General features: G+C 71.5%; 22 protein-coding genes and 1 pseudogene. 12 read left to right on the forward strand and 11 right to left on the reverse strand.

The window, feature by feature from the left end:
• Positions 1-79: 79 nt before the first annotated feature.
• Positions 80-427: an FAD-binding protein gene (locus tag K3554_RS16285; RefSeq protein ID WP_259946137.1), complete on the forward strand. Its 348-nt coding sequence runs from the start codon at positions 80-82 to the stop codon at positions 425-427.
• 6 nt (positions 428-433) lie between these two features.
• Here the strand turns inward: K3554_RS16285 and K3554_RS16290 are convergent, their stop codons facing one another.
• On the reverse strand, positions 434-1,438 hold the full coding sequence (locus tag K3554_RS16290; RefSeq protein WP_259946139.1) for a LacI family DNA-binding transcriptional regulator: 1,005 nt from the start codon (positions 1,436-1,438) through the stop codon (positions 434-436).
• Positions 1,439-1,717: 279 nt separating this feature from the next.
• On the opposite strand from K3554_RS16290, the gene K3554_RS16295 reads away from it, so the two are divergent.
• The 7 genes from K3554_RS16295 to K3554_RS16325 all read left to right on the forward strand — a co-directional run bounded on the left by K3554_RS16295 (position 1,718) and on the right by K3554_RS16325 (position 9,096).
• Complete coding sequence (locus K3554_RS16295) at positions 1,718-2,983, forward strand: ABC transporter substrate-binding protein (protein ID WP_259946142.1); 1,266 nt, start codon at positions 1,718-1,720, stop codon at positions 2,981-2,983.
• A gap of 91 nt (positions 2,984-3,074) precedes the next feature.
• Positions 3,075-3,920 carry a carbohydrate ABC transporter permease gene (locus K3554_RS16300; RefSeq protein WP_259946144.1) on the forward strand — a complete coding sequence of 282 codons (846 nt, stop codon included), beginning with the start codon at positions 3,075-3,077 and terminating at the stop codon, positions 3,918-3,920.
• A complete protein-coding gene (locus K3554_RS16305) occupies positions 3,917-4,777 on the forward strand; it encodes a carbohydrate ABC transporter permease (protein ID WP_259946146.1) in 861 nt (286 codons plus the stop codon). The genes K3554_RS16300 and K3554_RS16305 overlap by 4 nt, the downstream gene beginning before the upstream one ends.
• 29 nt (positions 4,778-4,806) lie before the next feature.
• Entirely contained in the window at positions 4,807-5,850 is a 1,044-nt protein-coding gene (locus K3554_RS16310) for an ABC transporter ATP-binding protein (protein ID WP_259946148.1), read from the forward strand.
• Positions 5,847-7,136 carry an MGH1-like glycoside hydrolase domain-containing protein gene (locus tag K3554_RS16315; RefSeq protein ID WP_259946150.1) on the forward strand — a complete coding sequence of 430 codons (1,290 nt, stop codon included), beginning with the start codon at positions 5,847-5,849 and terminating at the stop codon, positions 7,134-7,136. The genes K3554_RS16310 and K3554_RS16315 overlap by 4 nt, the downstream gene beginning before the upstream one ends.
• Positions 7,133-7,822: a D-lyxose/D-mannose family sugar isomerase gene (locus K3554_RS16320; RefSeq protein ID WP_259946152.1), complete on the forward strand. Its 690-nt coding sequence runs from the start codon at positions 7,133-7,135 to the stop codon at positions 7,820-7,822. The genes K3554_RS16315 and K3554_RS16320 overlap by 4 nt, the downstream gene beginning before the upstream one ends.
• On the forward strand, positions 7,822-9,096 hold the full coding sequence (locus K3554_RS16325) for a glycerate kinase (protein WP_259946154.1): 1,275 nt from the start codon (positions 7,822-7,824) through the stop codon (positions 9,094-9,096). Before K3554_RS16320 ends, K3554_RS16325 begins: the two co-directional genes overlap by 1 nt.
• 665 nt (positions 9,097-9,761) lie before the next feature.
• On the opposite strand, the gene K3554_RS16330 is transcribed toward K3554_RS16325, so the two are convergent.
• Positions 9,762-10,586: a YdiY family protein gene (locus K3554_RS16330; protein ID WP_259940096.1), complete on the reverse strand. Its 825-nt coding sequence runs from the start codon at positions 10,584-10,586 to the stop codon at positions 9,762-9,764.
• 122 nt (positions 10,587-10,708) lie between these two features.
• Entirely contained in the window at positions 10,709-11,638 is a 930-nt protein-coding gene (locus K3554_RS16335) for a LysR family transcriptional regulator (RefSeq protein ID WP_259946156.1), read from the reverse strand.
• A 71-nt stretch (positions 11,639-11,709) separates the two neighbouring features.
• Here K3554_RS16335 and K3554_RS16340 point away from each other — a divergent pair, with 71 nt between their 5' ends.
• Positions 11,710-11,985 carry a hypothetical protein gene (locus K3554_RS16340; protein ID WP_259946158.1) on the forward strand — a complete coding sequence of 92 codons (276 nt, stop codon included), beginning with the start codon at positions 11,710-11,712 and terminating at the stop codon, positions 11,983-11,985.
• Positions 11,986-12,239: 254 nt separating this feature from the next.
• Here the strand turns inward: K3554_RS16340 and K3554_RS16345 are convergent, their stop codons facing one another.
• The 4 genes from K3554_RS16345 to K3554_RS16360 all read right to left on the reverse strand — a co-directional run bounded on the left by K3554_RS16345 (position 12,240) and on the right by K3554_RS16360 (position 18,323).
• Positions 12,240-12,641 (reverse strand): VOC family protein, encoded by a 402-nt coding sequence (locus K3554_RS16345; protein ID WP_259946161.1) that lies wholly within the window; start codon positions 12,639-12,641, stop codon positions 12,240-12,242.
• Between the two features lie 302 nt (positions 12,642-12,943).
• Positions 12,944-16,066, reverse strand: a complete 3,123-nt coding sequence (locus K3554_RS16350; protein ID WP_259946164.1) for an efflux RND transporter permease subunit — start codon at positions 16,064-16,066, stop codon at positions 12,944-12,946.
• Positions 16,063-17,859, reverse strand: coding sequence for an efflux RND transporter periplasmic adaptor subunit (locus tag K3554_RS16355; protein WP_259946118.1), 1,797 nt, complete (start codon positions 17,857-17,859; stop codon positions 16,063-16,065). Before K3554_RS16355 ends, K3554_RS16350 begins: the two co-directional genes overlap by 4 nt.
• Positions 17,856-18,323: a GbsR/MarR family transcriptional regulator gene (locus K3554_RS16360; RefSeq protein ID WP_259946119.1), complete on the reverse strand. Its 468-nt coding sequence runs from the start codon at positions 18,321-18,323 to the stop codon at positions 17,856-17,858. The genes K3554_RS16355 and K3554_RS16360 overlap by 4 nt, the downstream gene beginning before the upstream one ends.
• Positions 18,324-18,499: 176 nt before the next feature.
• Here K3554_RS16360 and K3554_RS16365 point away from each other — a divergent pair, with 176 nt between their 5' ends.
• The 3 genes from K3554_RS16365 to K3554_RS16375 all read left to right on the forward strand — a co-directional run bounded on the left by K3554_RS16365 (position 18,500) and on the right by K3554_RS16375 (position 20,708).
• On the forward strand, positions 18,500-18,916 hold the full coding sequence (locus K3554_RS16365) for a hypothetical protein (RefSeq protein ID WP_259946121.1): 417 nt from the start codon (positions 18,500-18,502) through the stop codon (positions 18,914-18,916).
• Positions 18,913-20,127: an ester cyclase gene (locus K3554_RS16370; protein WP_259946124.1), complete on the forward strand. Its 1,215-nt coding sequence runs from the start codon at positions 18,913-18,915 to the stop codon at positions 20,125-20,127. Before K3554_RS16365 ends, K3554_RS16370 begins: the two co-directional genes overlap by 4 nt.
• A gap of 251 nt (positions 20,128-20,378) precedes the next feature.
• Positions 20,379-20,708 (forward strand): hypothetical protein, encoded by a 330-nt coding sequence (locus tag K3554_RS16375; RefSeq protein ID WP_259946127.1) that lies wholly within the window; start codon positions 20,379-20,381, stop codon positions 20,706-20,708.
• Positions 20,709-21,040: 332 nt separating this feature from the next.
• Here K3554_RS16375 and K3554_RS16380 read toward each other — a convergent pair whose 3' ends face one another.
• The 4 genes and pseudogenes from K3554_RS16380 to K3554_RS16395 form a co-directional block, all read right to left on the reverse strand.
• Positions 21,041-22,120, reverse strand: a complete 1,080-nt coding sequence (locus K3554_RS16380) for a tartrate dehydrogenase (protein ID WP_259946130.1) — start codon at positions 22,118-22,120, stop codon at positions 21,041-21,043.
• Positions 22,121-23,026 (reverse strand): alpha/beta fold hydrolase, encoded by a 906-nt coding sequence (locus tag K3554_RS16385; RefSeq protein WP_259946132.1) that lies wholly within the window; start codon positions 23,024-23,026, stop codon positions 22,121-22,123. It lies immediately after the preceding gene.
• A 249-nt stretch (positions 23,027-23,275) separates the two neighbouring features.
• A complete protein-coding gene (locus tag K3554_RS16390) occupies positions 23,276-24,445 on the reverse strand; it encodes a mandelate racemase/muconate lactonizing enzyme family protein (protein ID WP_259946135.1) in 1,170 nt (389 codons plus the stop codon).
• Positions 24,446-24,465: 20 nt separating this feature from the next.
• Positions 24,466-26,218, reverse strand: a pseudogene (locus tag K3554_RS16395) (tripartite tricarboxylate transporter permease); the annotation flags it as partial.
• Position 26,219 lies beyond the last annotated feature (1 nt).

Raw genomic sequence — 26,219 nt, forward strand, 5'->3', positions numbered from 1 at the left:
CCACTACGTCGAGGCCGACACGCTAGATGCGCTGATTCCGCAGCTCGCGGGCGTCGACCCCGAGGGCGCGCGCGCGACCTTGGAGGCCTACAACGCCGCCTGCGACCGGGAGGCGGCCTTCGACCCCACCGCGCTCGACGGCAAGGCCGCGCGGGGGATCGCGCCGCCCAAGAGCAACTGGGCCCAGCCCATCGAGCAGGGTCCGTTCCGCGCCTATCCCGTCACCGGGGGCATTACCTTCACCTACGGCGGCCTCCGAGTCTCGGACCGGGGCGCGGTGATGCGCGAGGACGGGACCGAGATCGCCGGCCTCCACGCCTGCGGCGAGATGGTGGGCGGCGTGTTCTACGAGGGCTACCCCGGCGGCTCGGGCCTCACCTCGGGCGCGGTGTTCGGCCGCCTCGCGGGGACGCACGCCGCCGCCTGAGCACGCTTACACCGGCGGCCCCGTGGTGGCGCGCACGGCGAGGGTGGCGGCGACCTCGGTCACGCTGGGTGGCCCCTCGGGGTCGCCGATGCGGCCCAGCAGCACGCGCGCCAGCCGCCGCCCGAGGCGCGCGGGCGCGGTCGCCATGGTGGTCAGGGGCGGGATCGCGAGCGCCGCGTCCTCGATGTCGTCGAAGCCCACCACCGACACCGCGCGCCCCGGCACCAGCCCCTCGCGGGCCAGGGCGATGCAGGCCCCCAGCGCCACCATGTCGCCGTTGCACACCACCGCCGTCACGCCGGGGTGGGCCGCGCGCAGGGCCGCCATCGCCTCCATCCCCGCGCGCCGCCCGTCGGGCGAGGGCCAGATGACCGGCTCGCCCAGGGCGCCATCCCGCATCGCCGCGCCATACCCCGCGATGCGCTGCTCGCGCACGTAGGTCATGTCGGTGCCGCCGAGATAGGCGATGCGCCGGTGTCCGAGCGCGGCGAGGTGGCGCGTGGCCGCGCCCGTGGCCTCGGCGTTGCGGATGCCCACGTAGTCGAAGCGCCCCCCGGCAGGCCGAAGGAACGTGACCGTGGGCACGTCGTGGGCGGCGAGCAGGTCGAGGGTGCGGGGCGGCGTGCCCACGGCAGGCACCCACATCAGCCCGCCCCGCCCGTGGCGGATGAACGCCTCGATCTGCCGGAACTGCTTGTCCGGGTCGTCCTGCCCGTCGAGCAGCGAGACGAGGTAGCCCTCGGCCTCCAGCAGGTCGACCGCGCCGCTGACGACCTCGGCGTTGAAGGGGTTGCCGAGGCGGTTGAGAACGAACCCGATCTCGCGCCGCTCGCCCGAGCGCATGGCCGCGGCCTGGGAGTTGGGCAGGTAGTGCAGCGCCGCGGCGGCGCGCAGCACCTTGGCGCGGGTCTCCTCGGAGATGCGCCCCGTGCCGCGCATCACCTGGCTCACGGTCGGGATCGACACCCCTGCCTCCTTGGCGACCGTTCCGAGGGTGGGCTTGCGGGGCATGGGGGTCCTTCGGGCGGTATAACGTTCTTGCAGGAATGCGCGCCCGGAGAGGCGTAGCAAGCAAATCCAGCACCGGAAACGGGCAATCCGTGCCAGACCGGGCCGAAACTAACCGTTGACAGATGATATAACGATGTATCAAACCTTACGCATCGGCGCGGGGCGATGTCCGTGCGCATCCGTGCGCCGCCGACCGGGATCCGTGGCGCGGGGATGGCGCGGCGCGGACGGCACACACGAAGCCCGGCCGCGCGTGCCGGGCGCCAAAGGGAGAGAACGATGACCCAACGACGCAAGCTCGCCGCCGCGGCCTCCGCCGCCGCCCTGCTCTGGGGCGCCGCCGCGAGCGCCGAGGTCCTGATGTGGTCCACGCAGGCCCGCCCTGCCGAGGAGGCGCAGGCCATGCGCGAGCAGGTGCTCGCTGGCGCCCCCTCCGAGGTGGACTTCCAGCCCAACGAGGGCGGCCCCTGGCTGACCCGCCTCCAGGCCGAGCTCGAGGCCGGCAGCGGCTCGATCGGCGTTCTGGGCGCGCTGCATGGCGACTTCGCCGCGCTCGACCCGGACGCGATGGTCCCCCTGGGCGACCTCGGCGTGCAGTCCACCTCGGACACGTTCAACGAGCTGTCGATGCTGGGCACCGACTCCATGCGCTACATGCCGTGGATGCAGGCCTCCTACATCATGGCCGCGAACCGCAAGGCCTTGGACTACCTTCCCGAGGGCGCCGACATCGACGCGCTGACCTACGACGAGCTGATCGCCTGGTCGGCCGCCGTTGAGGAGGGCGAGGGCCGCAAGCTGTTCGGCTTCCCGGCCGGCCCCAAGGGCCTGAAGCACCGCTTCTTCCAAGGCTACCTCTACCCGTCCTTCACGAACGGCGTGGTCCGCACCTTCGCCTCGGACGAAGCGGTCACGGCTTGGGAGACCTTCAAGGAGCTCTGGAGCCACACCAACCCGTCGTCCACGAACTTCTCGTTCATGCAGGAGCAGTTGCTGAACGACGACGTGTGGATCGCCTTCGACCACACCTCGCGCCTCGCGGACGCCTTCAACCAGCGCCCCGACGACTTCGTGGCCTTCCCGGCGCCCGCCGGACCCTCGGGCCGCGGCTTCATGCCGGTGCTCGCGGGCCTCGCGATCCCGACCACCGCGCCCGACATGGACGAGGCCAAGGCACTGGTGGCCTACATGATGGAGCCCGAGACCCAGATCGCCACGCTGCGCGCCACCAACTTCTTTCCGGTGGTCGACGTGGAGCTGCCCGATGACCTGCCCCCGGCGGTGAAGGCGGCCGGAGACGCGGTGGCGAAGATGAGCGCTTCGGCCGACGCCAACCCCGGCCTCCTGCCGGCCGGCCTCGGCGACAAGGGCGGCGACTTCTCCCGCGTCTTCTCGGACACCTTCGAGCGGATCGTGCTCGCCGGCCAGCCGGTGCGCGACGTGCTCGACGAGCAGGCCGAGACGCTGCGCGCGATCATGGAAGAGACCGGCGCCCCCTGCTGGGCCCCGGACGCCCCGTCGGAGGGCGCCTGCCCGGTCGAGTGACTGGCGCGTAGCCACTGACACGTGCGCCCGGGCCGCTTCTCCCCGGCCTGGGCGCACCCCCTCCCTCCCCCGCGAAGCCGGAGCGTCTCGCATGAATTCCGCGCGCCTGCCGTACCTGCTGATCCTGCCGGTCACGCTCTTCCTGCTGGTCTTCTTCATCTACCCCTTCGTGCTGGTGGCGCAGGTCGCCTTCACCGACGACGGCGCGTGGAGCCTCGAGAACTTCCGCGAGGTGACCGGCTACTGGAAGTTCAACGCGACCCTGGGCAACACGCTGCTGCTCGCCGCCGTGGTGGTGCCGATCCAGCTGGCCCTGTCGCTCTTGATGGCCACCATGGTGGTGCGGATGAAAAAGGGGCGCGATCTGGTCCTCTACGTCTGGACGATCCCGCTGGGGATCTCGGACCTCGCGGCGGGCATCATCTGGCTCGCGATCTTCGAGCAGTCGGGCTTCCTCAACTCGATGATGTCCGGCCTCGGCCTGATCGACCGGCCCGTGAGCTTCCTGAGCTACCAGAACCTGCCCATGGTGTTCCTGGCTATCGCGCTGGCCGAGATCTGGCGCGCCACCGCGATCATGCTCGTCATCATCGTGGCCGGCATCGGCCTGATCCCCAAGGAGTACTACGAGGCCGCCGAGGTGTTCGGCGCCTCGCGTTGGAAGCAGTTCACCCGCGTGACCCTGCCGCTCCTGCGGCCCTCGCTGCAGACCGCGCTGGTGCTGCGGGTGATCCTGGCCTTCGAGGTCTTCGCCGTGGTCGCCGCCCTCGGCGGCACGCTGTTCCCGGTGCTGATGGGCCAGACCTACGCCTACCAGTTCGACCTGAACGACAGCGGCGCGGCCGCCGCCCTGGCGCTGATCATCCTCGCCATCTCGATCGCCGCCACCCTCGTCATCCTGCGCGCCCTGCGCGTGCCCAAGGGAGCCACCATATGAGCCAGGCCTCCATGGCCGCGCCCGCCGCGACGGGCGATCCGGCCCCGATCCCCGTCCGCAGCGCGGGCAGCTTCCTCTACGTGGCCGGCGTGGTGCTGCTGTGCGCCTGGGTGCTGGTGCCCCTCTACCTGCTCCTGGTGAACACCCTCAGCTCACCCGAGGCGGTGAACAGCTTCCCGAAGTCCGCGGTGCCGGAGTTCGACCTCGGCAGCCTCGCGTTCTTCACCCGCTACCAGGGCATGATCGACGCGCTGTGGTCGTCGCTCGAGGTCGCGGTGCTGACCATGATCCTGTCGATCCTCGTGGGCGCGCCCGCGGGCTACGCGCTGTCGCGCTTCGAGTTCCGCGGCAAGGAGCTGTTCCGCCTCCTGATCCTGCTCACGCGCGCCTTCCCGCTGCCGCTGCTCGCCCTGCCCCTCGCGGTGCTGTTCATCCGCGTCGGGCTGGACGACACCGTGCTCGGCCTCGCCTTCGTGCACACCACGCTCGCGATCCCCTTCGCGGTGCTGATCACCTTCTCGCTGTTCTCGGGCATCCCCGTGGAGCTGGAGGAGGCGGCCTGGACGCTGGGCTGCACGCGGTTCACCGCCTTCACCAAGGTGGTGCTGCCGCTGATCCTGCCGGGCATCACCGCGTCGGCGATCTTCGCCTTCGTGATATCCTGGAACGAGGTCTTCGCCGCCGCGGTGCTCACAATCGAGAACCGCACCCTGCCGGCGTTCCTGCTCCAGAGCCTCGCCGAGTCGCCGCTGCACCTGAAGTTCGCAGGCGGCTTCATCCTCGTCGTGCCGGCGCTCGTCTTCATCTTCGCCGTGCGCAAGTACCTGTTCGCCATGTGGGGCATCGCCAACCGCTGAGGCGGGGCGGGGGCCCGAAGGAGAGACCGATGGCAGAAATCGAGATCAGGAACGTCTCCAAGCGCTTCGGAGGCTACCAGGCGCTGCACGGCATCGACCTCGTCGTCGCCGACCGCGAGTTCATGGTGCTGCTCGGCGCCTCGGGCTGCGGCAAGACCACACTCCTGCGCATCGTCGCGGGCCTGGAGACCGCCACCACAGGCGAGGTCTGGATCGGCGGGCGCCGGGTCGACCACCTGCCCCCCAAGGACCGGGGCATCGCCATGGTGTTCCAGAACTACGCCGTGTTCCCGCACCTGACCGTGTTCGAGAACATCGGCTTCGGGCTGCGGATGCAGAAGCTGCCCAACGACGAAGTGAAGCGCCGCGTGGAGCGCACCGCCTCGCTGATGCACATCGAGCAGCTCCTGAAGCGCTACTCGGGCGAGCTGTCGGGCGGCCAGCGCCAGCGCGTCGCCGTGGCCCGCGCGCTCGCCATGGAGCCGGACGTGATCCTGATGGACGAGCCGCTGTCCAACCTCGACGCGCTCCTGCGCCTCGAGATGCGGGCCGAGCTGAAGGGCGTGCTCGCCGAGTCCAAGACCACCGCGATCTACGTCACCCACGACCAGGTCGAGGCCATGAGCCTCGCCGACCGCATCAGCGTCATGCACGAGGGCCGGATCGTGCAGGCCGCGAGCCCCATCGAGGTCTACCGCAACCCGGCGGCCGAGTTCGTGGCCGGCTTCATCGGCAACCCGCCCATGAACTTCCTGCGCGCCGAGAAGGCCGGCGACGGCCGCTGGCGCGTGGCCGGAGAGACCGTGAGCGGGCCGACCGCTGCGAACGGCCCCCTGCGCTACGCGATCCGCCCCGAGGACATGCGTCTCGCCGACGATGGGCTGCCCGCGACCGTGAAGCTGGTGGAGCCCCTCGGCGCCCACCTCTTGGTGACCTGCGAGGTGGACGGCACCATGATCCGCGCCGTGCTCGACAGCGACCTCCGCTTGCGCCCCGGCGACGCGATCCGCCTCGCGTCGATGCCCGAGCGCGTGCGCTGGTTCGACCCCGAGACCACGAGGGCCGTGGCATGACCGCGCTCGACACCGCCGCCCTCTTGCGCGAGGCCGAGGCGATCCTCCGTGCCAACGACCGGGGCACCTACACCGTGCCGACCGAAGGCCTCTACCCGTTCCAGTGGAACTGGGACTCGTGCCTCACCGCGCTGGGGCAGGCCCGCTTCGACGAGGCCCGCGCCTTCCGCGAGATCGAGACCCTGCTGGACCACCAGTGGGAGGACGGCATGGTCCCCCACATCGTGTTCCACCAGCCCGACGACGGCTACTTCCCCGGCCCCGACGTCTGGCGCACGGGGCGCGCCGTGCCGACCTCGGGCATCACCCAGCCGCCCGTGGCGGGCTTCGCGCTGGCACGGCTGGTCGAGCGCGCGCGGGACCGCGCGGCGGCCGAGCGCGCCGCCCGCGCCCTCCTGCCGAAGATCGCCGCCTGGCACGACTGGTTCATGCGCTGCCGCGACCCCGAGGGCACCGGGCTGGTGGCGATCGTCCACCCCTGGGAGTCGGGGCGCGACAACTCCGTTGACTGGGACGCCGCCCTCGCCCGCGTCTCCACCGAAGGGGTCGAGCCCTTCGTGCGCCGCGATACGGGCCACGCCAACCCCGCGCACCGGCCCACGCAAGAGCAGTACGAGCGATACGTCGCCCTCGTGCAGGGGTTCCGGGACCTCGGCTGGGACAACGCGAAGATCCACGACGCCTCGCCCTTCCGTGTGGTCGATCCGGGCTTCAACGCGATCCTCGTGCGCTCCGGCTTCGACCTCGCGCGGCTCGCCGACGAACTGGCCGAGGGCGCGCTCGCGGCGCGGCTGCGCGGCCAAGCCGAGCGGGGCCTCGCGGCCCTGGACGGCCTCTGGAGCGAGGCGCACGGCCAGTACCTGTGCTGGGACCGCGTCGCCGGCGCGCCCGTGGACAGCCCCTCGGTGGGCGGCCTGCTCGCGGCCTTCGCGCCCGTCCCCGCCCCCCGTGCCGCCGCCATCGCGCGCCGCATCGAGGCGCTGGCCGAGCGGGCGCGCTTCGCGGTGCCCAGCCACGACCCGGCCGCCCCCGAGTACGACGGCCGCCGCTACTGGCGCGGCCCGCTCTGGCTGATCGTCAACTACATGATCGCCGACGGCCTGCGCGCGGCCGGAGAGACGGCGGTGGCGGAGCGCATCGTGGCCGACAGTCTCGCGCTGATCGCAGACAGCGGCTTCGCCGAGTACTACGATCCGCAGACCGGCGCCCCCTGCGGCGGCGGACGGTTCACGTGGACGGCGGCGATGGTAATCGAGTTCCTCTCCCGCGAAAGGCAGCCCGCATGAAGCGCTCGCGCATCAACCAGCTCATCGCCGAGGGGGCCGAGACCATCGCCCGCCACGGCTTCGCCTTGCCGCCCTTCGCCCGGTGGTCGCCGGACGAGCTGGCGGCGCGGGCGGACGAGGCGCGGCACGTGATCGACGCCCGTTGCGGCTGGGACGTCACCGACTACGGCGCGGGACGCTATGCCGAGATGGGGCTGTTCCTGTTCACCTTGCGCAACGGCCTGCTGTCGGACCTCCAGCGCGGCGGCGGCATGTGCTACGCCGAGAAGCTGCTGATCTCGGGGCAGGACCAGCTCTCGCCGATGCACACCCACCGCCTGAAGGCCGAGGACATCATCAACCGCGGCGGCGCGACCCTGGTCGTGGAGCTCTACGGCTCGGACGACGATGGCGGCTTCGCCGAGGACCGGGGCGGGCGCGTGTGGCTCGACGGGATCGCGCGCGACTACGGGCCGGGCGAGAAGCTGCGCCTAGAGCCGGGCGAGAGCGTGACGCTCCGCCCCGGCGACTGGCACGCCTTCTGGGGCGAGGGCGGCGAGGTGCTGATCGGCGAGGTCTCGACCGTGAACGACGACGAGACCGACAACGTCTTCCGCGACCCCATCGGCCGGTTCTCGGAGATTGAGGAGGACGCGCCGCCGACCCACCTCCTGGTCAGCGACTACGCGGCCCGGCTCGCCCGCTGATGCCTGCCGACCCCCGCGCCTTCCTCGCCGGCCTGTTCGACGTCGCCGTCGCCCGCGCGGACCCCCTCGCGGTGGTGCCGCCGCATCTGCCCGAGCGGCCCGCGGGGCGTCTGCTGGTGATCGGCGCGGGCAAGGCCAGCGCGCGCATGGCCGAGGCGGTCGAGGCCCATTACGGCCCTTGCGAGGGACTCGTCCTCACGCGCTACGGCTACGCGCGCCCCTGCGCGGGGATCGAGATCGCCGAGGCCGCCCATCCCGTGCCCGACGAGGCGGGGCTGGCGGCCACGGCGCGGCTCCTGCGGCTGGTGGAGGGACTGACACCGGACGACCTCGTGATCGCGCTGATCTCGGGCGGCGGCTCGTCGCTTCTCTGCGCGCCGGCGCCCGGGTTGGGGCTGGCCGACAAGCAGGCGCTCAACGCCGCGCTCCTGCGCTCGGGCGCGCCGATCGGGGCGATGAACCGGGTCCGCAAGGCGGCGTCGATGGTGAAGGGCGGCCGCCTCGCCGCCGCCTGCCACCCCGCCCGCGTCCTGAGCCTCGTCATCTCAGATGTGCCAGGCGACGACCCCTCGGAGATCGCCTCGGGCCCGACCGTAGGCGACCGCGATCCGGGCGGCGCGTCCGTGACCGAGATCCTCGACCGCTGGTCCATTGATCTGCCTCGGGCGCTGTGCGACGTCCTCGTCGCCTCCGAAGGCGCGCTTCCGGCGACCGATCCGCGGCTGGCGCGGTCCGAGGTGCGCGTGATCGCCGCGCCGCGCCATTCGCTGGAGGCCGCCGCAGAGGTTGCGCGCACAGCTGGGGTCGCGGTGCGCCCCCTCGGCGACGCGCTGGAGGGCGAGGCGCGCGAGCTGGGCGCGGCGCAGGCGAGGGCGGCCCTCGACGTCGCCGCCGGGCTGCGGGCATCGGACGCGCCCGCCCTCCTCCTGTCGGGCGGCGAGTGCACCGTCACGCGCCGGGGCGACGGCACGGGCGGTCCCAACGCCGAGTTCGCCCTCGCGGCGGCGCTGGCGCTCGACGGGCACCCGCGCATCCACGTCCTCGCCTGCGACACAGACGGCGTGGACGGCGCCGCCGAGGTCGCCGGCGCCTACGCCGGCCCGGACACGCTGGCCGGCGCCCGCGCGGCAGGCGTCGATGCCGCCACCGCGCTGGCCGGGAACGACGCCCACGCATTCTTCGCCGCCGCTGGTGGACAGGTCGTGACGGGCCCGACGCTGACCAACGTCAACGACTTCCGCGCCATACTCGTCCTGCCGCCGGATGCGGGCTGAGGGACCAGATCGGCCGGCGCGGGATCGGCGCGCGCCACCCCTGTGGCCGCGGACGATCCCGGGACCACGCTCTCCAAGGTGCGATCAGAACCGCCGTGCCTCGAGATATCGGATATGGGATAGGGGCCCCGCCTCGCGTGAACTGATCGCGACCCTGGCAAGAACGCGATACGCGGATGGGCGCGAGATAGCACGGCGGTCTACGCGCGACAGGCGGTGGCTCTATACTCGTGAAAGACGGGAAGGGCTCTTTCGCGCGCAGGTAAGCACCGTGCTACCCTCGAAGGGGCGTCGAACATGGCGTGAAGTTGATGGCGGTTGGTGTGGGTACCGGAGATCAGCGCTCGCCAGCCGCACGTAGCGACCTTGAACCTGGCGTCGAGCGACTGCCGGGGGATGGTATGCTGCGTAGCCGCTGACGGTTGGGACAGCGAGGCCGATTGCGAGGCCTTAGGACCTCTTCCACCAGCACCGATATCCGTAATCCCGCTCGCGTCCGCGTAGTGCTTCGGCACGACCTCGCCGCCTGAACTACAACCTTGCGGGCCGTGTTGCGAGATATCCAAGAGTAAAACGCCATCCGGACCTTCTGGTCCGTGTGGCGTTCGGGGGAGCCGGCGGCGGGATGCCGCCGCCGGCTGCGATCGTGATGAGTGGCGCCGGCTTCAGAAGCCGACGACGAGGGACACGCCGAGGGTGTTGTCGGCGTTGCGGAAGCCCGGCAGGGGATCGTCGTTGTACTCGGTGCGGTAGCTCACGCGGGTCGACAGGTTGTCGCTCACGCGGAAGTTCACGCCGAAGTCGTTGGTGACCAGGGTGTTGATGTCCGAGGTCAGCACGTCGGTGTCGTTGGTCAGCGAGACCGCGTCGGTCAGGCCGTAGAAGAAGCGCGACGACAGGATGCCGGCGCCTTCGGTCTCGTCGGTGCCGCTGGCGAGGTCGGTGTAGCGGATGCCGGGGCCGGCCTGCACGCGCCAGGCGGCTTGGGGCGTGTTCAGGATCCGGTAGCCGAGGCCGCCGCCCAGGAACGCGTCGCGCTCCACGGTGGCGAAGCCGTCGTACTCGAAGCGGCCCGTGCCGAAGGCGTAGAGGGCGGGCGTGAAGGCGCGGGTGCCCTCGTAGGTGGCGAAGAACTTCTCCTCGTTGCGCGTGCCGTTGGCTTCGCCGAACTCGGCGGCGAGGCCGAAGCTGTGCGAGAACTGGCCCACGCCGTAGGTCATGCGCGCCGCGGCCGAGAGCTCGCCGGTGTCGGTGTTGCCGTTGGCGCCCGAGAAGGTGAGCGCGGCCGAGCCGCGCAGGCCCTGGGGCACGCCGAGCGTCGAGAAGCGCTCCGCGTCCTGGCCCTCGGCGAGGTCGTCCTGCGCGTCCTCGGTGATGTCGTCGATGCGGTCGTCGAGCCGCTCCACGCCGGTGAGGTTGGTGGCCTGCGCGTGGGCCTGCGCGCCAAGAACGAGGGCGAGCGCGGCAGTGGTTGCGAACAGCGTCTTCATTGAAGCGGTCCTCTCGGTGGAAAGGCCGCCGACAGGATCATCCATGCCGCCGCTTTCCGTTGAGGGTGAGGTAGCGGGGCACGACGCGCGATTGAAATTCAAAACAAGCAAGCTTGAGGACACTAATCCTCATGGCTCGCGCCGAGGGTTCCGACGCTTTCTTCCGATGCGTCTTCCAGATCCTCAAGCACGGCCTCCTGCGCCTCCACCGCCGCGCCGACCACGTCCGCCAGCGCCTTGCGCGCCCCGTCCCGCACCGCTTCGTCCATGTCCTCGCGCCAGACCAGCCAGACCGGGTAGGGAAAGATCGGTGCGTCGGGCACAAGGTGGAGGCGCCCGGCGTCGATCAGGGGCGCGACCGCGCGGGCCGGCAGGTAGGCGGCCAGGCCGCGGTTCACCACGAAGCGCGTCGCGAGCGCGCCGAGGGCCAGCGTCTTGCCGGACTTCAGCTCGGGAAGACCGATCGCGTGGGCCTGGACGAACTCGGGTCCCCAGTCGATCATCACGTAGCGCCCGTCCATCCGCCCGAGATCCGGATCGGGCCAGCCGGCGACGAGGACGAGGTCCTCCTCGAACAGCTTCTCGACCCGCAGGTTGGGCCGCACCTGCGGCAGGTAGGTCAGCGACGCCTGGATCACCCCCTCCACGAGGAACCGCGTCAGCCGGTCGGGCTGGCCGAACTCCGCGCGGATGCTCAGATCGGGCATCCGCGCCTCCATCGCGTCGATCCAGCGAAAGCCGAAGCGTGACCACAGCGACTGCTCGGCACCGATCGAGATCGCCCTGTCGAAGCCGTCCGGGATCCCGATCTGCTGGCGCGCCTCCTCCCAGATCTTGACCAGCGACAGGGCGTAGCCCGAGAACGCCTCGCCCTCGGCGGTCAGCTCCGCGCCTGCCTTGGAGCGGGTGAAGAGGGCATGGCCAAGCTGCTCCTCGAGCCGCTTGATCCGCAGCGAGACCGCGGACTGGGTGACGAACAGCTTGTCGGCGGACTGCACGAAGCTGCCACTCGCGGCGACCTCGAGAAAGGTCCGCATGAGGGTGATGTCCATGCCCTCCCGATAAGCGACGCTCGCCTCAAGGGCAAACCGTTGTCGTTTCCCTCATCATCGGGCGATGCCGTATGCCCACCTTGGGTGGCACCGCACCGGTCGCCGTCGACGAACTCGATCACCGGTCCGAGGAGGAGACCCCCAAGACGTTCAAACTCGTTCGCACGCTCGCGCTGTTCGCTCTCCTGCCCCTCGTCGCCGCGTTCTCGGCAAGCACCGCCGGGCAGGTGGTCGACAACACCGTGGACGTCGTCGCCGGCACCACCCGCCTCGCCGCAAAGGGCGCACTGGGCACGGGCAAGCTCGTCTACCGCGGCGGCAAGGCGGTGGTCGGCGCCGGGGACTGAGGTGGAGGCCGCCCGGCGGCCCTTTCGAAGGGGCCGAGAGTGGCTCGTCGTTTCCCGCAGAGATGTCCTGCAAGACGAGCGCCTGCCGGCGCTTGTCGTCGAACGGCGGGCTTCACCATCTCCGCCTCCAACGTCGGATTGATCTCGCGATCTGTTCGGGTGAATGGGCCACCCGGATCCGAACGCCTTCATGACCGGGGTCCGCATCTGCTTCTGTGATCGCGGTCCCGGACGCAGCCGGCGGGAGAGGCGTTCTACCCGCCGCCCGCGTCGCGCACCTCGATCAACTGGATCAGGTTTCCGCAGGTATCGTCGATGACCGCCACCCGGACGGGCCCAGCGTCCGTCGGGTCCTGCGCGAACGCGACGCCTTGCCCTCGCAGCCGATCGCATTCCGCACCGAGGTCGTCGACCTGGAACGAATGGGCGGGAATGCCGTCCGCGACCAGTGCCGCCCGGTAGCGTTGCACGACCGGGTGGTCGCTCGGCTCCAGCAGCAGTTCTGTCCCGTCCGGCTGCTCGCAGGGCACGACCGTGAGCCAACGGTGTGCTCCAACCGGAACGTCGGTCTTCACCACGAAGCCGAGCACATCGCAGTAGAACCGCTCCGCCTTGTCCTGATCGTCGACGAAGACGCTCGTGACATGGATTCTCATGCCGTATCTCCCATTCTCGAGGTTTGCGCCGGGCACTGAAGCTACGGAAGCCGCATAACGGCATTCAGCCCCTCGGAACGCCAATCGAACTCGATAGTGCCCTCGACGGAAGGCCGGCACGGCGGCAGTGATTCGTGAGCCTACGCTGGGTCGCATTCGGCAGATTCGGATCGAGGATTGCATTCGGCATCTGCACCCGTGCCAGCACCTGACCCGAGAGAGTGGCCGGATCGAGCGCGGGCGCCCGGGGGGCGGCGGCGTGGCTTGCGTTCGCGTTCATCGGGCGTCTCCTTCGCGCGGGGCTACTCTGCCGGCACCGGGGCTGCGGGCGCGGCCCGGTCCGCGCGGCGCTCGCCGAGCACCAGCATGGCGGGGGTCACCACGAGGGTGAGCACGGTGGCGACCGCGAGGCCGCCCACGATCGCGGCCGACAGCTCGGTCCAGTATTGCGTGGAGGGCGCGCCGAACACGATCTCGCGGCGGAAGAAGTCGAGGTTGGCGCCCAGCACCATCGGCATCAGCCCCAGCGCCGTGGTGGCGGAGGTCAGCACCACGGGCCGCAGCCGCTGCGCGCCCGTCCGCAGCGCCGCCTCCAAGGGGGCCATGCCGCCGCGCTTCAGGGCGTTGTATGTGTCGATCAGCACGATGTTGGTGTTCACCACGATGCCGGCCAGCGCGATCACCCCGATGCCGCCCATCACGATGCCGAAGGGCCGGCCCGTGACGAGGAGGCCGAGCAGCACGCCGGCCACCGAGAAGACGATGGCGCTCATGACCACGAAGCTCTGCCAGAAGCTGTTGAACTGGATCAGCAGGATCACGAACATCAGAACGATGGCGGCCAGGAATGCGCCCGCGAGGAAGGTCATCGACGCCGCCTGGTCCTCGGCCTCTCCCGCGAAGGAGACGGTCACGCCGGGGGGCAAGTCGGCCGCCTGCAACGCCGTGCGCAGAGCGACGGTCTTCTCGTTGACATTGGCGCCCGGTGCGACCCCCGCCTCCACGGTCACTACGCGTTCGCGATCGATGCGGGTGATGGTGCCGGTCCGCGGCGAGGGCTCGAAGCGCACGAAGTTGGCGATGGGCACCAGCCCCGACGCGGTGGGCACGCGCAGACCCTGCAACTCCTCCAGCGTGCGGTCCTCGGCCGGAAAGCGCACGCGGATGTCGACGGTGCCGTCGCTGCCCGCGGGGCGGTAGTCGGCCACGGTGATGCCGCGGGTCAGGAGCTGGACGGCTTGGCCCAGCAGGTTGATGTCGGCGCCAAGCCGCGCGGCCTCGGCGCGGTTCACCTCCAGCGACCACTCCACGCCCGGCAGGGGCAGCGTGTCGGCGATGTCGGTGAAGCCACCGATGCGCGCCATCTGCGTGCGCACCGCGGCCACAGCGGCGTCCTGCGCGGCCGGGTCGCGCACCGTGAGGCGCAAGTTAACCGGCTTGCCGGAGGTCGGCCCGCCCGAGGCGGTCTGCACGTCGACGCCGATGCCGGGGATTGCGGAGAGGGCCTCGCGCACGTCCTCGCCGATCAGCGCGGCAGAGCGGCGCTCGGACCAGTCGATCAGTTCGATCTGGAGTGTGCCGATCACTTCTTCCGAGCCGCCGGCGCCGTTGGTGGTGCGGGCGTAGACCGAGGCGATCTCGGGCCGGTCCCCCACCGCGGCCTCGACCTGGCGCATGAGCGCGTCGCGCTCGTAGATCGAGAAGTTGTCGCGGGCGGACAACTCCACCGCCATGAACTCGGGCTCGACCTCGGGGAAGAACGAGATGCCGCGACCGTGCTCGGCGTAGAGGGCTACCATCCCGACCAGCCCTGCGACAGCCAGCACGAGCGTGACGCCGGGGTGGCGGATCGCGCGATCGAGGAGGCGCACGTAGGTGCCCGAGAAGCCGGGGAGCGCGCGCGGATCGCCGTGCTCGGCGAGGTGCAGCGCGCGCTTGGCGGCCGCACTCTGCGGCTGGCGCCGACCGATGGCGCCGCCCAGCACGGGCACGAAGACCAGCGCCATGAAGAGCGACGCGGTCAGCGTCAGGATCACGGTGATGGGCAGGAACTTCATGAACTCGCCGATCGTCCCCGACCAGAACAGGAGCGGGAAGAACACCGATAGCGTGGTGGCGGTGGAGGCGATGATGGGCCAGGCCATCTGCGAGGCCGCATCCGCGTAGGCCCGGCGCGGGGCGGCGCCCTCCTGCAGGCGCCGCTCGGCCAGCTCGGCCACCACGATGGCGCCGTCCACCAGCATCCCCACCACGAGGATCAGGCTGAACAGCACCACGAGGTTCACGGTGTAGCCCATGGCCCAGAGCGCGGCGATGCCGGCCAGGAACGCACCCGGGATGGCGACGCCCACCAGGATCGCCGAGCGCAGGCCGAGCGCCCAGACGATCACCACCATCACCAGCACCACGGCGGCGATCACGTTGGCCTCCAGGTCGGCGAGCAGGGTCTCGACCTGCTCGGATTCGTCCTGCAGGTAGTCCACCCGCACCGTGGGCGGCCAGTCGGCGGAGGCGGCGCGCACCACCTCGCGCACGGCGGCCACGGTCTCGATGATGTTGGCGCCCGAGCGCTTCTTGATCTCGAGGGCGAGCGCGGGGCGGCCGTCGATGCGCGCGAAGCCGGTGGGGTCCTCGAAGGTCTGGCGCACGCTGGCGATGTCCTCGAAGGTCACCACGGTCTCGCCGCGCACCTTCACGGGCAGGCTCAGCACGTCCTCGACGCTCTCGATAAGGCCGGGCACCTTGAGCACCAGCCGCCCGGCCTCGGTCTCGATGGCGCCGGCGGCGATCAGGCGGTTGTTGCGGGTGATCTGGCCGATCAGCTCGTCGAACGAGATGTCGTAGGTCTCGAACACGGTGGGGTCGATCAGCACCTCCAGCAGGGGGTCGCGCTGGCCGCCGATGTCCACCTCGAGCACGCCCTCCAGCGCCTCGATGCGCTTGCGCAGATCCTCGACGATGGCGTCGAGGGTGCGCTCCGGGACGGGCCCGGACAGGATCGCGGTGAGGACCGGGAAGAGCGCGGTGTTGATCTCGGTGACGACCGGCTCGCTGGCGTCATCCGGCAGCTCGGGCGCCGCGCGGTCCACGGCCTCGCGCACCTTGTCGAGCGCGACCGCGGCGTCGAAGCCCGGCTCGAACTCCAGGTTGATGCTGACGCGCCCCTCGGCGGCGTTCGTGGTCATGCTCTTCAGCCCGACAAGCGAGGCCAGTTCGGTCTCCAGCGGCTCGGCCAGCACGCGCTCGGCGTCGGCGGGGGCGATGCCCTCCAGTCCCGTGGACACGTAAACGTTGGGTATGGGGATCTCGGGCGAGGACTCCTTGGGGATCGCCACGTAGGCGAAGGCGCCCACGGCGAGGAGGGCCGCGAGCGCCAGCAGCACGACCCGCGAGCGCGAGAGGGCGGCGTCGATCAGGGCGTTCACTGGTCCCGCTCCTGCACGGAGCGCACGATGGCGGCGCCGGTGGCGAGGTCGGGCGTGCCCGTGGGCTCGAGCCCGGCGTCGGACTGAAAGTCGCGCAAGGCCGCCTGCGTGCCCGGCCCGAGCACGCCGTCCACGCCGCCCGGATCGTAGCCCAGCTCGTCCAGCACCTCCTGCAGCACCGCGATCTCGGCGGGCGCGGCGGGCGCGGTCTCGAGGCGCTGGAGGGTGGCATCGTCCAGCTCGCCGGACTTCGGCAGGCCCTCGGCCTCCTGATAGCGGGCCACGGCGAGGCGGGTGCGCGGGTTCTCCTGCCCGGTGGCGGGGCCGACGTCGTAGCCGCGCGCGCCGAGGCGGGCCTGGGCCACGGCGACGCGCACGGGGCGGGGCATGGTGGCGGGGGCAGCTTCGGTTTCGGCGGGCGCCGCCTTCTCCGCCGGCACGATGGCGACGGTGCGGGTGATCGTCTCGGGGTCGGCCGCGGGGGCCTCCGACATCTCGGGCGCGGCGGGCTCTGGCACCGCCGGCGCGGCCGCATCGGGCGCCTCCTGCGCATCGGCGGCTGGCGGAATGCCCTCCATCGCGCCCGGGGCGGCGGGATCGGGCGCCGCCTCGGGCGGCGTCCCGGCCCCGGTTTCGGCCAGCAGCTCGCCCTCGGCTCGCGGCGTGACGCGCTCGCCGGCCGTGACGAAGCCCTGCCCCACCGTGACGATGGTGGCCTGATCAGGAAGCCCCGTGACCCACAGCCCGCCGCTCTCGGCGCGCACGATCTCGATGGGGTCGAAGGCGACCACGTCCCCTTCGCGCAGGGTCTTGATGCCCAAGCCGCCGTCGTCGCCCAGCGACAGGATCGCGGGCGACACCAAATGCGCCACGCGCAGGCCCGTCGGGATCCGCACCTCGGCCGAGATGCCCGCCGGGATCAGCCCGCCCGGGTTCGGGACCGAGACCTCGCCCAGGAAGGTGCGCGTCTCGGCGTCGGCCGCCGTGCCGAGGAAGCTGAGCGTCCCCTCGCGGGTCTGGCCGGTGATGAACGCGACCTCCGCCGGAAGCCCGACCTCCAGCGAGGCGAGCGCCTGCTGCGGCACGCGGATCTCGACCGTCAGGGGCGTCGCGTCCACCAGCGTGGCGACCGCGGCGCCGGCCTGCACGAACTCGCCCACGCGCGCGTCCAGCCCCTCGATGCGGCCCGCGAAGGGGGCCACGATCTCGGTGGAGGCGATCTGCTCCTCGGCGGCGGCCAGCGCGGCGCGCGCGGAGGCGAGCGCCGCCTCGGCCTGCGCGACGCGGTCGACCGTCCCGGCGCCCCGGCCCAGGAGCGTGGTCGCATTGTCGAACTCGCGCTGCGTTCGCGCCTCGTCCGCCTGCGCGCGCCGGAGTTCGGCCACGCGCTGCGCGGCGTCGATCACGGCGATCACCGCGCCGGCCTCGACGTCCTCGCCCTTGGCGACGCGCACCTCGGCCACGGTTCCAGAGGTCTCGGCGGGCACCTGCACGGTGCGCTCGGGGCGGGCCTGGCCCTCGGCCGCGAGGAACAGGCGGACCGGCTCGGCGGTGGAGGGTCGCACGGCCACGGTCACGGGCACCGCCTCAGCGCGAGTGGGCGCACCCTCGGCTGCTTCCTCGGAGGGAAGCACGTAGCCCGAGCCCATCCAGCCCGCCAGCAGCACCACCAGCGCGGCGGCGATCGCCCGCGCGCGCCACGCGCCCCGGTCGGTGTCGAAGCGCAGCGGCTCGGGGGCGGGGGTGGCGGCGACGGTGTCGGAGGCAGATGCAGCGTTCGGGTCGTCGGTCATGCATCGTCTCCGGATACGGGGCCGTCGCGCAACGTGGCCGCGGCGTCGTGGAGGCTGCGGGACAGGGTGTCGTAGAAGGCCGCGTAGCGGGCCACGCGGTCGCGGTGCGGCGCCGAGTCCACCCCCGCCACGATCGCGCCCACCTGCGCGCCGACCCGCGCCGTGCGCGTGGCGTGGCCTTCGAGAAGGGTGGCGAAGGGATCGGGCGCCATCTCGAAGCGGTCGCCCCGCTCGCCCGGACGCGCCGACCGGCGCACGAGGCCCCGCTCCTCCAGCATGCGCACGGCGCTGCTCACGGAGCCGCGGCTGATGCCGAGCCGCTCGGCCAGGGCGCCGAAGGGCACTGCCTCGCCTTCCCACAGCAGCAGGGCCATCACCCGCCCGGTGTTGCGCGGCAGGCCGTCGCCCTGGGCGATGGTGCCCACGGTCTCGACGAACAGGGTCTTGGGGTCGGGATCGGTCATGGGGGCTCCGCCGGGTCGCTGCTGCGTAGTGCGAAGGTGACGCGCACGGCAACCATAATGTTCAGTTCGTTCTGAACGACGTTGCGTCACTGGATGAGGTCGTTGGCGGAGCCACGTCGTCCACTCCGTCGTGAGCAAATGTCCGATCGTCGCCTCCCCTGTGTCCCCGAAGGGCGGTGCGGCTTCGCGGGCATCCGGGCATCCCGAGACCTCGGGCGGCGCGCGACTGCTCGGAAGGACTGCTTCCCGAATACCCGATCTCGGCCGCATTCGAGGGCCAGACCTGGGACGGCCTCACGCCGGACCTCGACCGCCTCGTTCCGGACGCCCGGTCCACCACCCGCGCGGCCGGCGCGACCCGCGGGGCATGGGCCACCGTCGCGCGCGTCGGCGCCGCCAGCCTCGCCGTTCGCGAGCAAATGAACCTCGCCGTCATGAAGATCGTCGCGGAATGCGGCACGGCCTTCGCCTTCCCGTCGATGACGGTCTACATTGGGCGGGGCGAGGAACAGGTCGTCCGCGCCCGCGAGATCGGGGCGCGAGACGTCCGGTGTCCGCGCGCCGTCCCGCGTTTCCCAAGGAGAGCCCGATGATCCGACCCCTCGCCTTAGCCCTGCCCCTCCTCGCGGCCGGCTTCGCGCTCGCCCTCGCCGCGCTGCTCGCCGTCCCCGCCACGGCCCAGACCGCATCGGACGCCCCCGCGGGCAAGGTCACCCAAGTCACGACCCACATGGGCGAGATGTCGATGGAGGCCGGCTCGGGCCCCGGCGCGGCCGGCGTCGACGACGTGCTGCGCTTCGAGCCCTACCAGCTCATCACCGAGATGTTCACGCGCGACGACGTGGTGTTCCTGATGCGGCACGGGCCCACGGACTGGTCGAAGCTCGACGTGAAGGACGTGGCGCCGGACGACTGCGCGAACCAGCGCGTGATGATCGAGGAGGGCCGCGCGCGCATGCGCGACCTCGGCGCGCTCATGGCCGCCAACGACGTCCTGCCCTCGCGCATCGTCGCCAGCCGGTGGTGCCGCAACCAGCAGACCGTGGAGAGCCTGCTCGAAGGGGTGGCACACGTCGATCCCGAGGCGGCCGCCGCGATGCCCGTCGAGACCGACGACGAACTCAACCTCCTCTTGTCGCTGCAGGGTGCCCGGAACACGACCGTGCTGGCCCGGCGCGTCTCCGAATGGGATGGCGATCCGGAGCGGAAGGGCCCCCTCCTCATCGTGACCCACTACACCAACATCGAGGAGCTGACGCAGTTCAGGGTGCTGGAGGGCGAGATCCTCGTGCTCGACCCCGACCGCGGCAACCAGGTGCTGGGCTACCTGCGGCTGAAGTCGGCGACGCCCGACGTGGGCCACTTCGCCGACGCGCTCGCCTCGCCGCTGCTGGCCGAGGACGAGGCGTTCGACATGGTGGAGCGCTACTATGCGGCGCTCAACGCCGGCGACGCGGCCTCGCTGGGCGAAGTGGTGTCGCCGGAATGGGTGTCGCGCGGGGTCTCCGGCTCCGAGCCCGACCGCGACGCGGCGGCGGTGATCGCCCTGCGCGCCGAGGTCGCCGAGGGCCTCAGCGGCGTGCGCTTCGAAGTCGATGACGTGATCGCCGCCGAGGGTACCGTCACGGTGCGCGGCACCGTCCACGGACGGCACGACGGCACCCTCTTCGGCATCCCCGCCACGGGCCGCGACGTCTCCGTGGGCGCCATCGCGGTGCACCGCATCGAGGACGGCGCCATCGCCGAGACCTGGCAGATGACCGACCGCGCCGCGCTGATGGACCAGATCACGCGGGCGGAGTAGGCGGCGGGGTGTGGTCCCGGTCGTTTCGTCAGCGCGGCAAGCATTGGGCCGCCGATCCGGTGAATACCCGCCGCCGAAGCGTCTCATCAGCAAACCGGTAGCAAAGCCGACCCCTGGTTCGTATCTCACGCCGTCCGTCATTGAGACCCCGATGAATGTGGTGGGGGCGCATTCAGCTCGCATCCGTCTGCGATCCTTGTGACTGGAAGCCGTTCCTTGCCGCCGGCGGCGCTGATCCGGGCGCGGTGCACATGGTCTGCACACCCTCCAACGCTAAACGGAACCAGCTTGCCGACCTCGCAGCCGTGCCGTCCGGCTGCCTAACCTTCGGACGTCTGTACGACGTGCCTTCGCGATGGCCCCCGGACGGAACCGCTCTGTCGCACGCCTCGCGCGCCGATCGACTGGCCCCAAGCGCGAGCCGGGTCGACCTCGCCGCCCTCCTGCGCGCGCTGCTGCCCGGCCTGCGCCTCACGCTGGAATTGCCGCTAACGGGGCACGTGACGCGCGAGGGACTAGAAGTCGCTGCAAGCGAAGCGATCGCCGGGATGCGGGCGGTACTCGACGAGGTCGGACCCTGAGCCCCCTGCCCCGCCCCTCGCGTTCCGCGGCTACGGAGCCATGCCGGCCCCATGGTGACTCTAAGGGACGTGAGCCAGGCTGCGGGTATGTCGGTCACGCCGGCGAGCCGCGCGCTCGGCGGCCACGACGAAGTGAGCGAAGCGACGCGGGCACGTGTCGAAGTGGCTACCGAGATGCAGGATCGCCGATGGCCGTCGTCGGATCATCGGGATCTTCCGCGGGGCTGGCGGTGCTGTACCCTCCGACCTGCCGGAAGATATGTCGCCCCGACGACATCGTCTCCCGCCGCTGTGCTCGCTGCCCCGCCGGGGGACTGCCCGCCCGCGTCTCTTCAGGCCCGCTCGATCGCCGCCACGACCGCGTCGCCGGAGGCCCGCGTGGTGGCCGTGCCGCCGAGGTCGGCGGTGCGCGCCGCATCGTCCGCCAGTGCGGCCTCCATGGCGCGCTCGATCAATCCCGCGGCCTCGGTCTCGCCAAGATGTTCCAGCATCATCGCCGCCGTCCAGACAGCGGCGATGGGGTTGGCGATGCCCTTTCCTGCGATGTCGGGGGCTGAGCCGTGGACCGGCTCGAACATCGACGGGCTGCGCCGGGTGGAATCGAGGTTCGCTGCCGGCGCGATGCCGATCGAGCCCGCGACCGCCGGTCCCAGGTCGCTCAGGATGTCGCCGAAGAGGTTCGAGCCCACCACCACGTCGAACCATTCGGGGTTCGTCACGAAGCGCGCACACAGGATGTCGATGTGGAACTGGTCGGTCGGGGTGCCGGGATGGCGCGCCTTGGCCGCCTCGAAGCGCTCGTCCCAGAAGGGCATGGTGTGGACGATGCCGTTGGACTTGGTGGCGCTCGTCACCTTGCCGCGCTTGCCGCGCGCCTTCCGGGCGGCGGCCACCTCGAACGCGTAGTCCATGATCCGGTCGCAGCCGCGCCGGGTGAACACGGCCTGCTGGTAGGCCGCCTCGTGCTCGGTGCCGCCGTAGATGCGCCCGCCGATCGACGAGTACTCGCCCTCGACGTTCTCGCGCACCACCACGAAATCCACCTCCTCGGGCGTGCGCCCCGCCAGCGGCGAGGGCACGCCCGGCATCAGCCGCACGGGCCGGACGTTGGCGAAAAGGTCGAGCTCGCGGCGCAGTGGAATCAGCATGCCCCACAGCGAGACGTGGTCGGGCACGCCGGGCCAGCCCACGGCGCCCAGGAAGATCGCGTCGTGGTCGCGCATCCGCGCCACGCCGTCCTCGGGCATCATCCGCCCCGTAGCGGCGTAGGTCTCGCAGGACCAATCGTAGTCGGCCCATTCGATGGTGCGCCCGACCCGCGCCATCGCGGCGTCGGCGGCGCGGCGCCCCTCGGGGATCACCTCGCGGCCGATCCCGTCGCCGGGCAGGGAGGCTATGCGGTAGTCGGCCATTCAGCTGTCCTCGTGGGTGGAGAAGTGTTCGAGCATCGCCTCGGTCACCGCCTCGGGCAGCTCCTCGGCGAGGTAGTGACCGCCCGGCAGCGCGCGGCCCGTCACTTGGGCGGCACGGCGGCGCCAGAGGGCGAGTGGGTCGAACCAGCGCCCAACCGCGCCGTTCGCGCCCCACAGCACCAGGGTCGGCGCCGCGACGCGCCGCTTCCCGTCGGCGTCGTCGTGGGCGATGTCGATGGTGGCGGCCGCGCGGTAGTCTTCGCAGGACGCGTGGATCGCCTCGGGCGTCCAGCACGCAAGGTACTCGGCCAGAGCTTCGGGAGCGAACAGGTCCAACCCCGGCGATCCGTTGGCCCAGCCCGACCCGCATTTCAGCCTCCAGAACGCTTCGGGGTCCGCCCCGATCATGGTCTCGGGATGGGGCGCCGGAAGGGTCAGGAAGAACCAGTGCCAGTAGGCGCGGGCGAAGCCTTCCGTCGTCTCGCGGTACATCTCGCGCGTGGGCGCGATGTCGAGCAGCGCGAGCGAGCGCACCGCGCCGGGATGGTCGAGGGCCATGCGATGCGCGACCCGCGCGCCGCGGTCGTGCGCCCCCACGTGGAAGCGCTCATGCCCGAGGGCGGCCATCACCTGCACCATGTCGAGCGCCATCTCGCGCTTGGAGTAGGGCGCGTGGTCCGGGGCGGTCCCCGGCTTCGAGGAGCGGCCGTAGCCGCGCAGGTCCGGCACCACGACGCTGTAGTGTTCCGCCAGCGCCAGAGCCGTAAGGTGCCACATCGCCCCGGTCTGGGGATAGCCGTGCAGCAGAAGGAGCGGCGGGCCGGATCCGCCCGCGCGTCCGCGGATCGTCGCTCCGCCCGAGGGCGTGTCCGTCTCGATCTCGAAGCGCTGAAAGCCGGGGAACATGCTTCAGGGGCTACCCCGCCGGCGGCGTCCCGTCCAACCCGGAAGCACGAGCGCGGATCGCGGTCGATCGAAGGCCCCGGGCAGGTGCGCGAGAAGGCGACGTCGGTCGCACGGTGCTCGGCCGGCGGCAAGCCGCAGACGACCTCGATCGTTGATCTGGATCGCGGCATCGCCATGAACCGGCGCGCGCTGCAAGATCGGACAAGAGCTGAACCATGCAGTTGCGATGTCGTCCGCGGACGCACGCCCCTAATCCAGCAGCCCGCGCCGCAGGAGGGCGTGGAGGTCGGCCTTCGCCTCGAAGCCCACGCCGGGCACGCCCGGCAGCCCGACCCGCCCGTCCACGACCTTGGTGTGGTCGGCGAAGCCGCCGAAGGGCTGGAACACGTCCGGGTAGCTCTCGTTGCCGCCCAAGTGCAGGCCCGCGGCGATGTTGAGCGACATCTGGTGCCCGCCGTGAGGCACCACACGGCGGCTCGACCAGCCCTCGGCGGCGATGGCTTCGAGGGTGCGCATGTACTCCACCAGCCCGTAGGAGAGCGCGCAGTCGAACTGGAGCACGTCGCGCGCGGGGTCCATGCCGCCGTAGCGCACGAGGTTGCGGGCGTCCTGGTGCGAGAAGAGGTTCTCGCCCGTGGCCATGGCGTGCGGGTAGGCAGCGGAGACCTCGGCCTGCAGCCGGTAGTCGAGCGGATCGCCCGCCTCCTCGTACCAGCGCAGGCCGTAGGGAGCCATCGCCTCGGCGTAGGCGAGCGCGGTGGGAAGGTCGAAGCGGCCGTTGGCGTCGACGCAGAGGTTGGCCCCCTCGCCCACCACCTCCAGGGCGGCCTCGATGCGGCGGAGGTCCTCATCCAGCGGGGCGAGGCCGATCTTGATCTTGCAGGCGCGGTAGCCGCGGTCGCAGTAGGAGCGCAGCTCGCCCTTCAGCCCCTCCAGCCCCTTGCCGGGATGGTAGTAGCCCCCCGCCGCGTAGACCCACACGCTCCCGTCCGCCGCGCCGCCCCGGTAGCGGTCGGCCAGCAGGCGCCACAGCGGCACGCCCTTGATCTTGGCGACCGCATCCCACACGGCCATGTCGATCGTGCCCACGGCGACCGAGCGCTCGCCGTGCCCGCCGGGCTTCTCGTTCCGCATCATCGCGGCCCAGATCGCATGGGGGTCGAGGTTGGCCCGTGCCTCGTCCACCAGCGTGTCCGGGTCGGCCTCGAGGATGCGGGGAACGATGCGCTCGCGCATGAGCGCGCCCTGCCCGTAGCGGCCGTTGGAATTGAAGCCGAAACCGACGACCGGCTCCCCGTCGCGCCGCTGGTCGGTGATCACGGCCACCACCGAGCAGGTCATGCGCGAGAAGTCGATGAAGGCGTTGGCGATGGGACTGGCGATCGAGACGGTCCGCTCGCGGATTTCTAAGATGCGCATGGGGCCTCGCGGGGTGGGTTTCAGAACAGGAGGCCGCGCGGCACGGGGATGCGCAGCACCTCGACCATCAGGAGCCAGAAGCCGAGCGGGAACAGGGCGACCGCGGCCGCCAGCACGACCCCCTCGCGCCGCCCGATGCGGTCGTGCACCGCGACGGCCATCGCGCCGAGATAGCCCAAGAGGCTCGCCGCGAGGAAGCCGAGCACCGGCAGCAGCGCGACCCAGGCGGCCATGACCGCGACGAGCGTCGCCCGGCGCCACGCCGCCCCCCGCGCCGGCGCGTCCGCCCCGGCGGCGGCGCGGTCCGGGGCCTCGGGCGGCGGGCGGCGGCCCGCGGCCACGTTGCGCGCGACGAGCAGCAGGCACAGCACGACCATCGCGCCGCCGATGGCCACCGGAAACACCTGCCCCAGCGTCGAGAACCGCTGCGCCTGCCAGACCACCGCGCCGCCCAGCACCGCGAGCCCCAGCGCCACGGCGGTGCCGGCGGGGTCGTGGACGGGGGGGCGACGCCTATCCATCGCCGCGCCCCCGCCCGGCGGCCGGCGCGGCGCTGGCCGCGCCGAGGCGCGCCGCGACCAGCGGGTAGAGGAGCGTCAGCGCCGCCAGCGCCACGATGGCCATGCTGATCGGTCGGTCCAGCAGGAACTGGCCCCACAGCTTGCCCTGCGCCGCGCCGATCAGCCAGGACTGCACGAAGCCCTGCTCGGCGATCTGCCCCAGCACGAGGCCCAGCACGATCGGCGACGGCGCGAAGCCCACGCGGTTCAGCCCCCAGCCCACGACGCCGAGGCCGAGCATGATCGCGGTGTCGTGGAGGTTGTTGTGGATGGCGTAGGAGCCGATGATCGTCATCAGCGCGATGGTAGGCACCAGCGCCGCCTTGGGGATCGCGATGATGCCGCGATAGGCGTAGCGTCCGATCAGCAGGCCCACGGGCAGCATCAGGATCGTGCCGATCATCAGCCCGAAGATGAAGGTGTAGACGATCTCGCCCTGCCCGGTGAACAGGGTCGGCCCGGTGCGGATGCCCTGCACGAAGAGCGCGCCGAGGATCACGGCGTCGGGGGGCGTGCCGGGGATGCCGAGCACGAGGGTGGGGATGAAGCCACCGCCCACGGTGGCATTGTTGGCGGCCTCCGTAGCGACGAGCCCGCCCGGCTCGCCCCGTCCGTAAGCGTCGGTGTTCCGCGATGCGCGCCGGGCCTCCGCGTAGGAGACGAGGCTCGCCACCGAGCCGCCCGCGCCGGGCAGGATTCCTACCAGCGTGCCGATCACCGAGGAGCGCACGGCGTTTAGCTTCTCGCGGCCGAGGATGCCGAGGGCTTCGCGCAGGCGGAAGCCGGACCGCCCGCCGCCGGGATCGAGGTGCGGATCGCGGGTGGCGACGAGGTCGATCAGCACGGGAATGCAGTAGAGCCCGATCAGCCCGGCCACGATGTCGATGCCGCCGAGCAGCACCTGGCTGCCTTGGGTGAAGCGCACGTCCGCGCCGATCACCGCGATGCCGATCATGGACATCAGCAGGCCGAGGCAGGCGCCGATCAGTCCCTTGAGCATGTTGCCGACCGAGAGGGCCGAGACCAGTGTGAGGCCGAACACGGCGAGCCAGAAGTACTCGGGCGGCCCGAAGGCGAGCGCGACCGTGGCGAGGGGGGGCGCAAGGAACATCAGGAACAGTGCGCCGATCATGCCGCCGATCACCGAGGCGAGGGTGGCGAGCGTGACCGCGAGCCCGCCGTCGCCGCGCCGCGCCATGGGATAGCCGTCGAAG

This window comes from Jannaschia sp. W003 (assembly GCF_025144335.1).
Classification (GTDB): Bacteria; Pseudomonadota; Alphaproteobacteria; order Rhodobacterales; family Rhodobacteraceae; genus Jannaschia.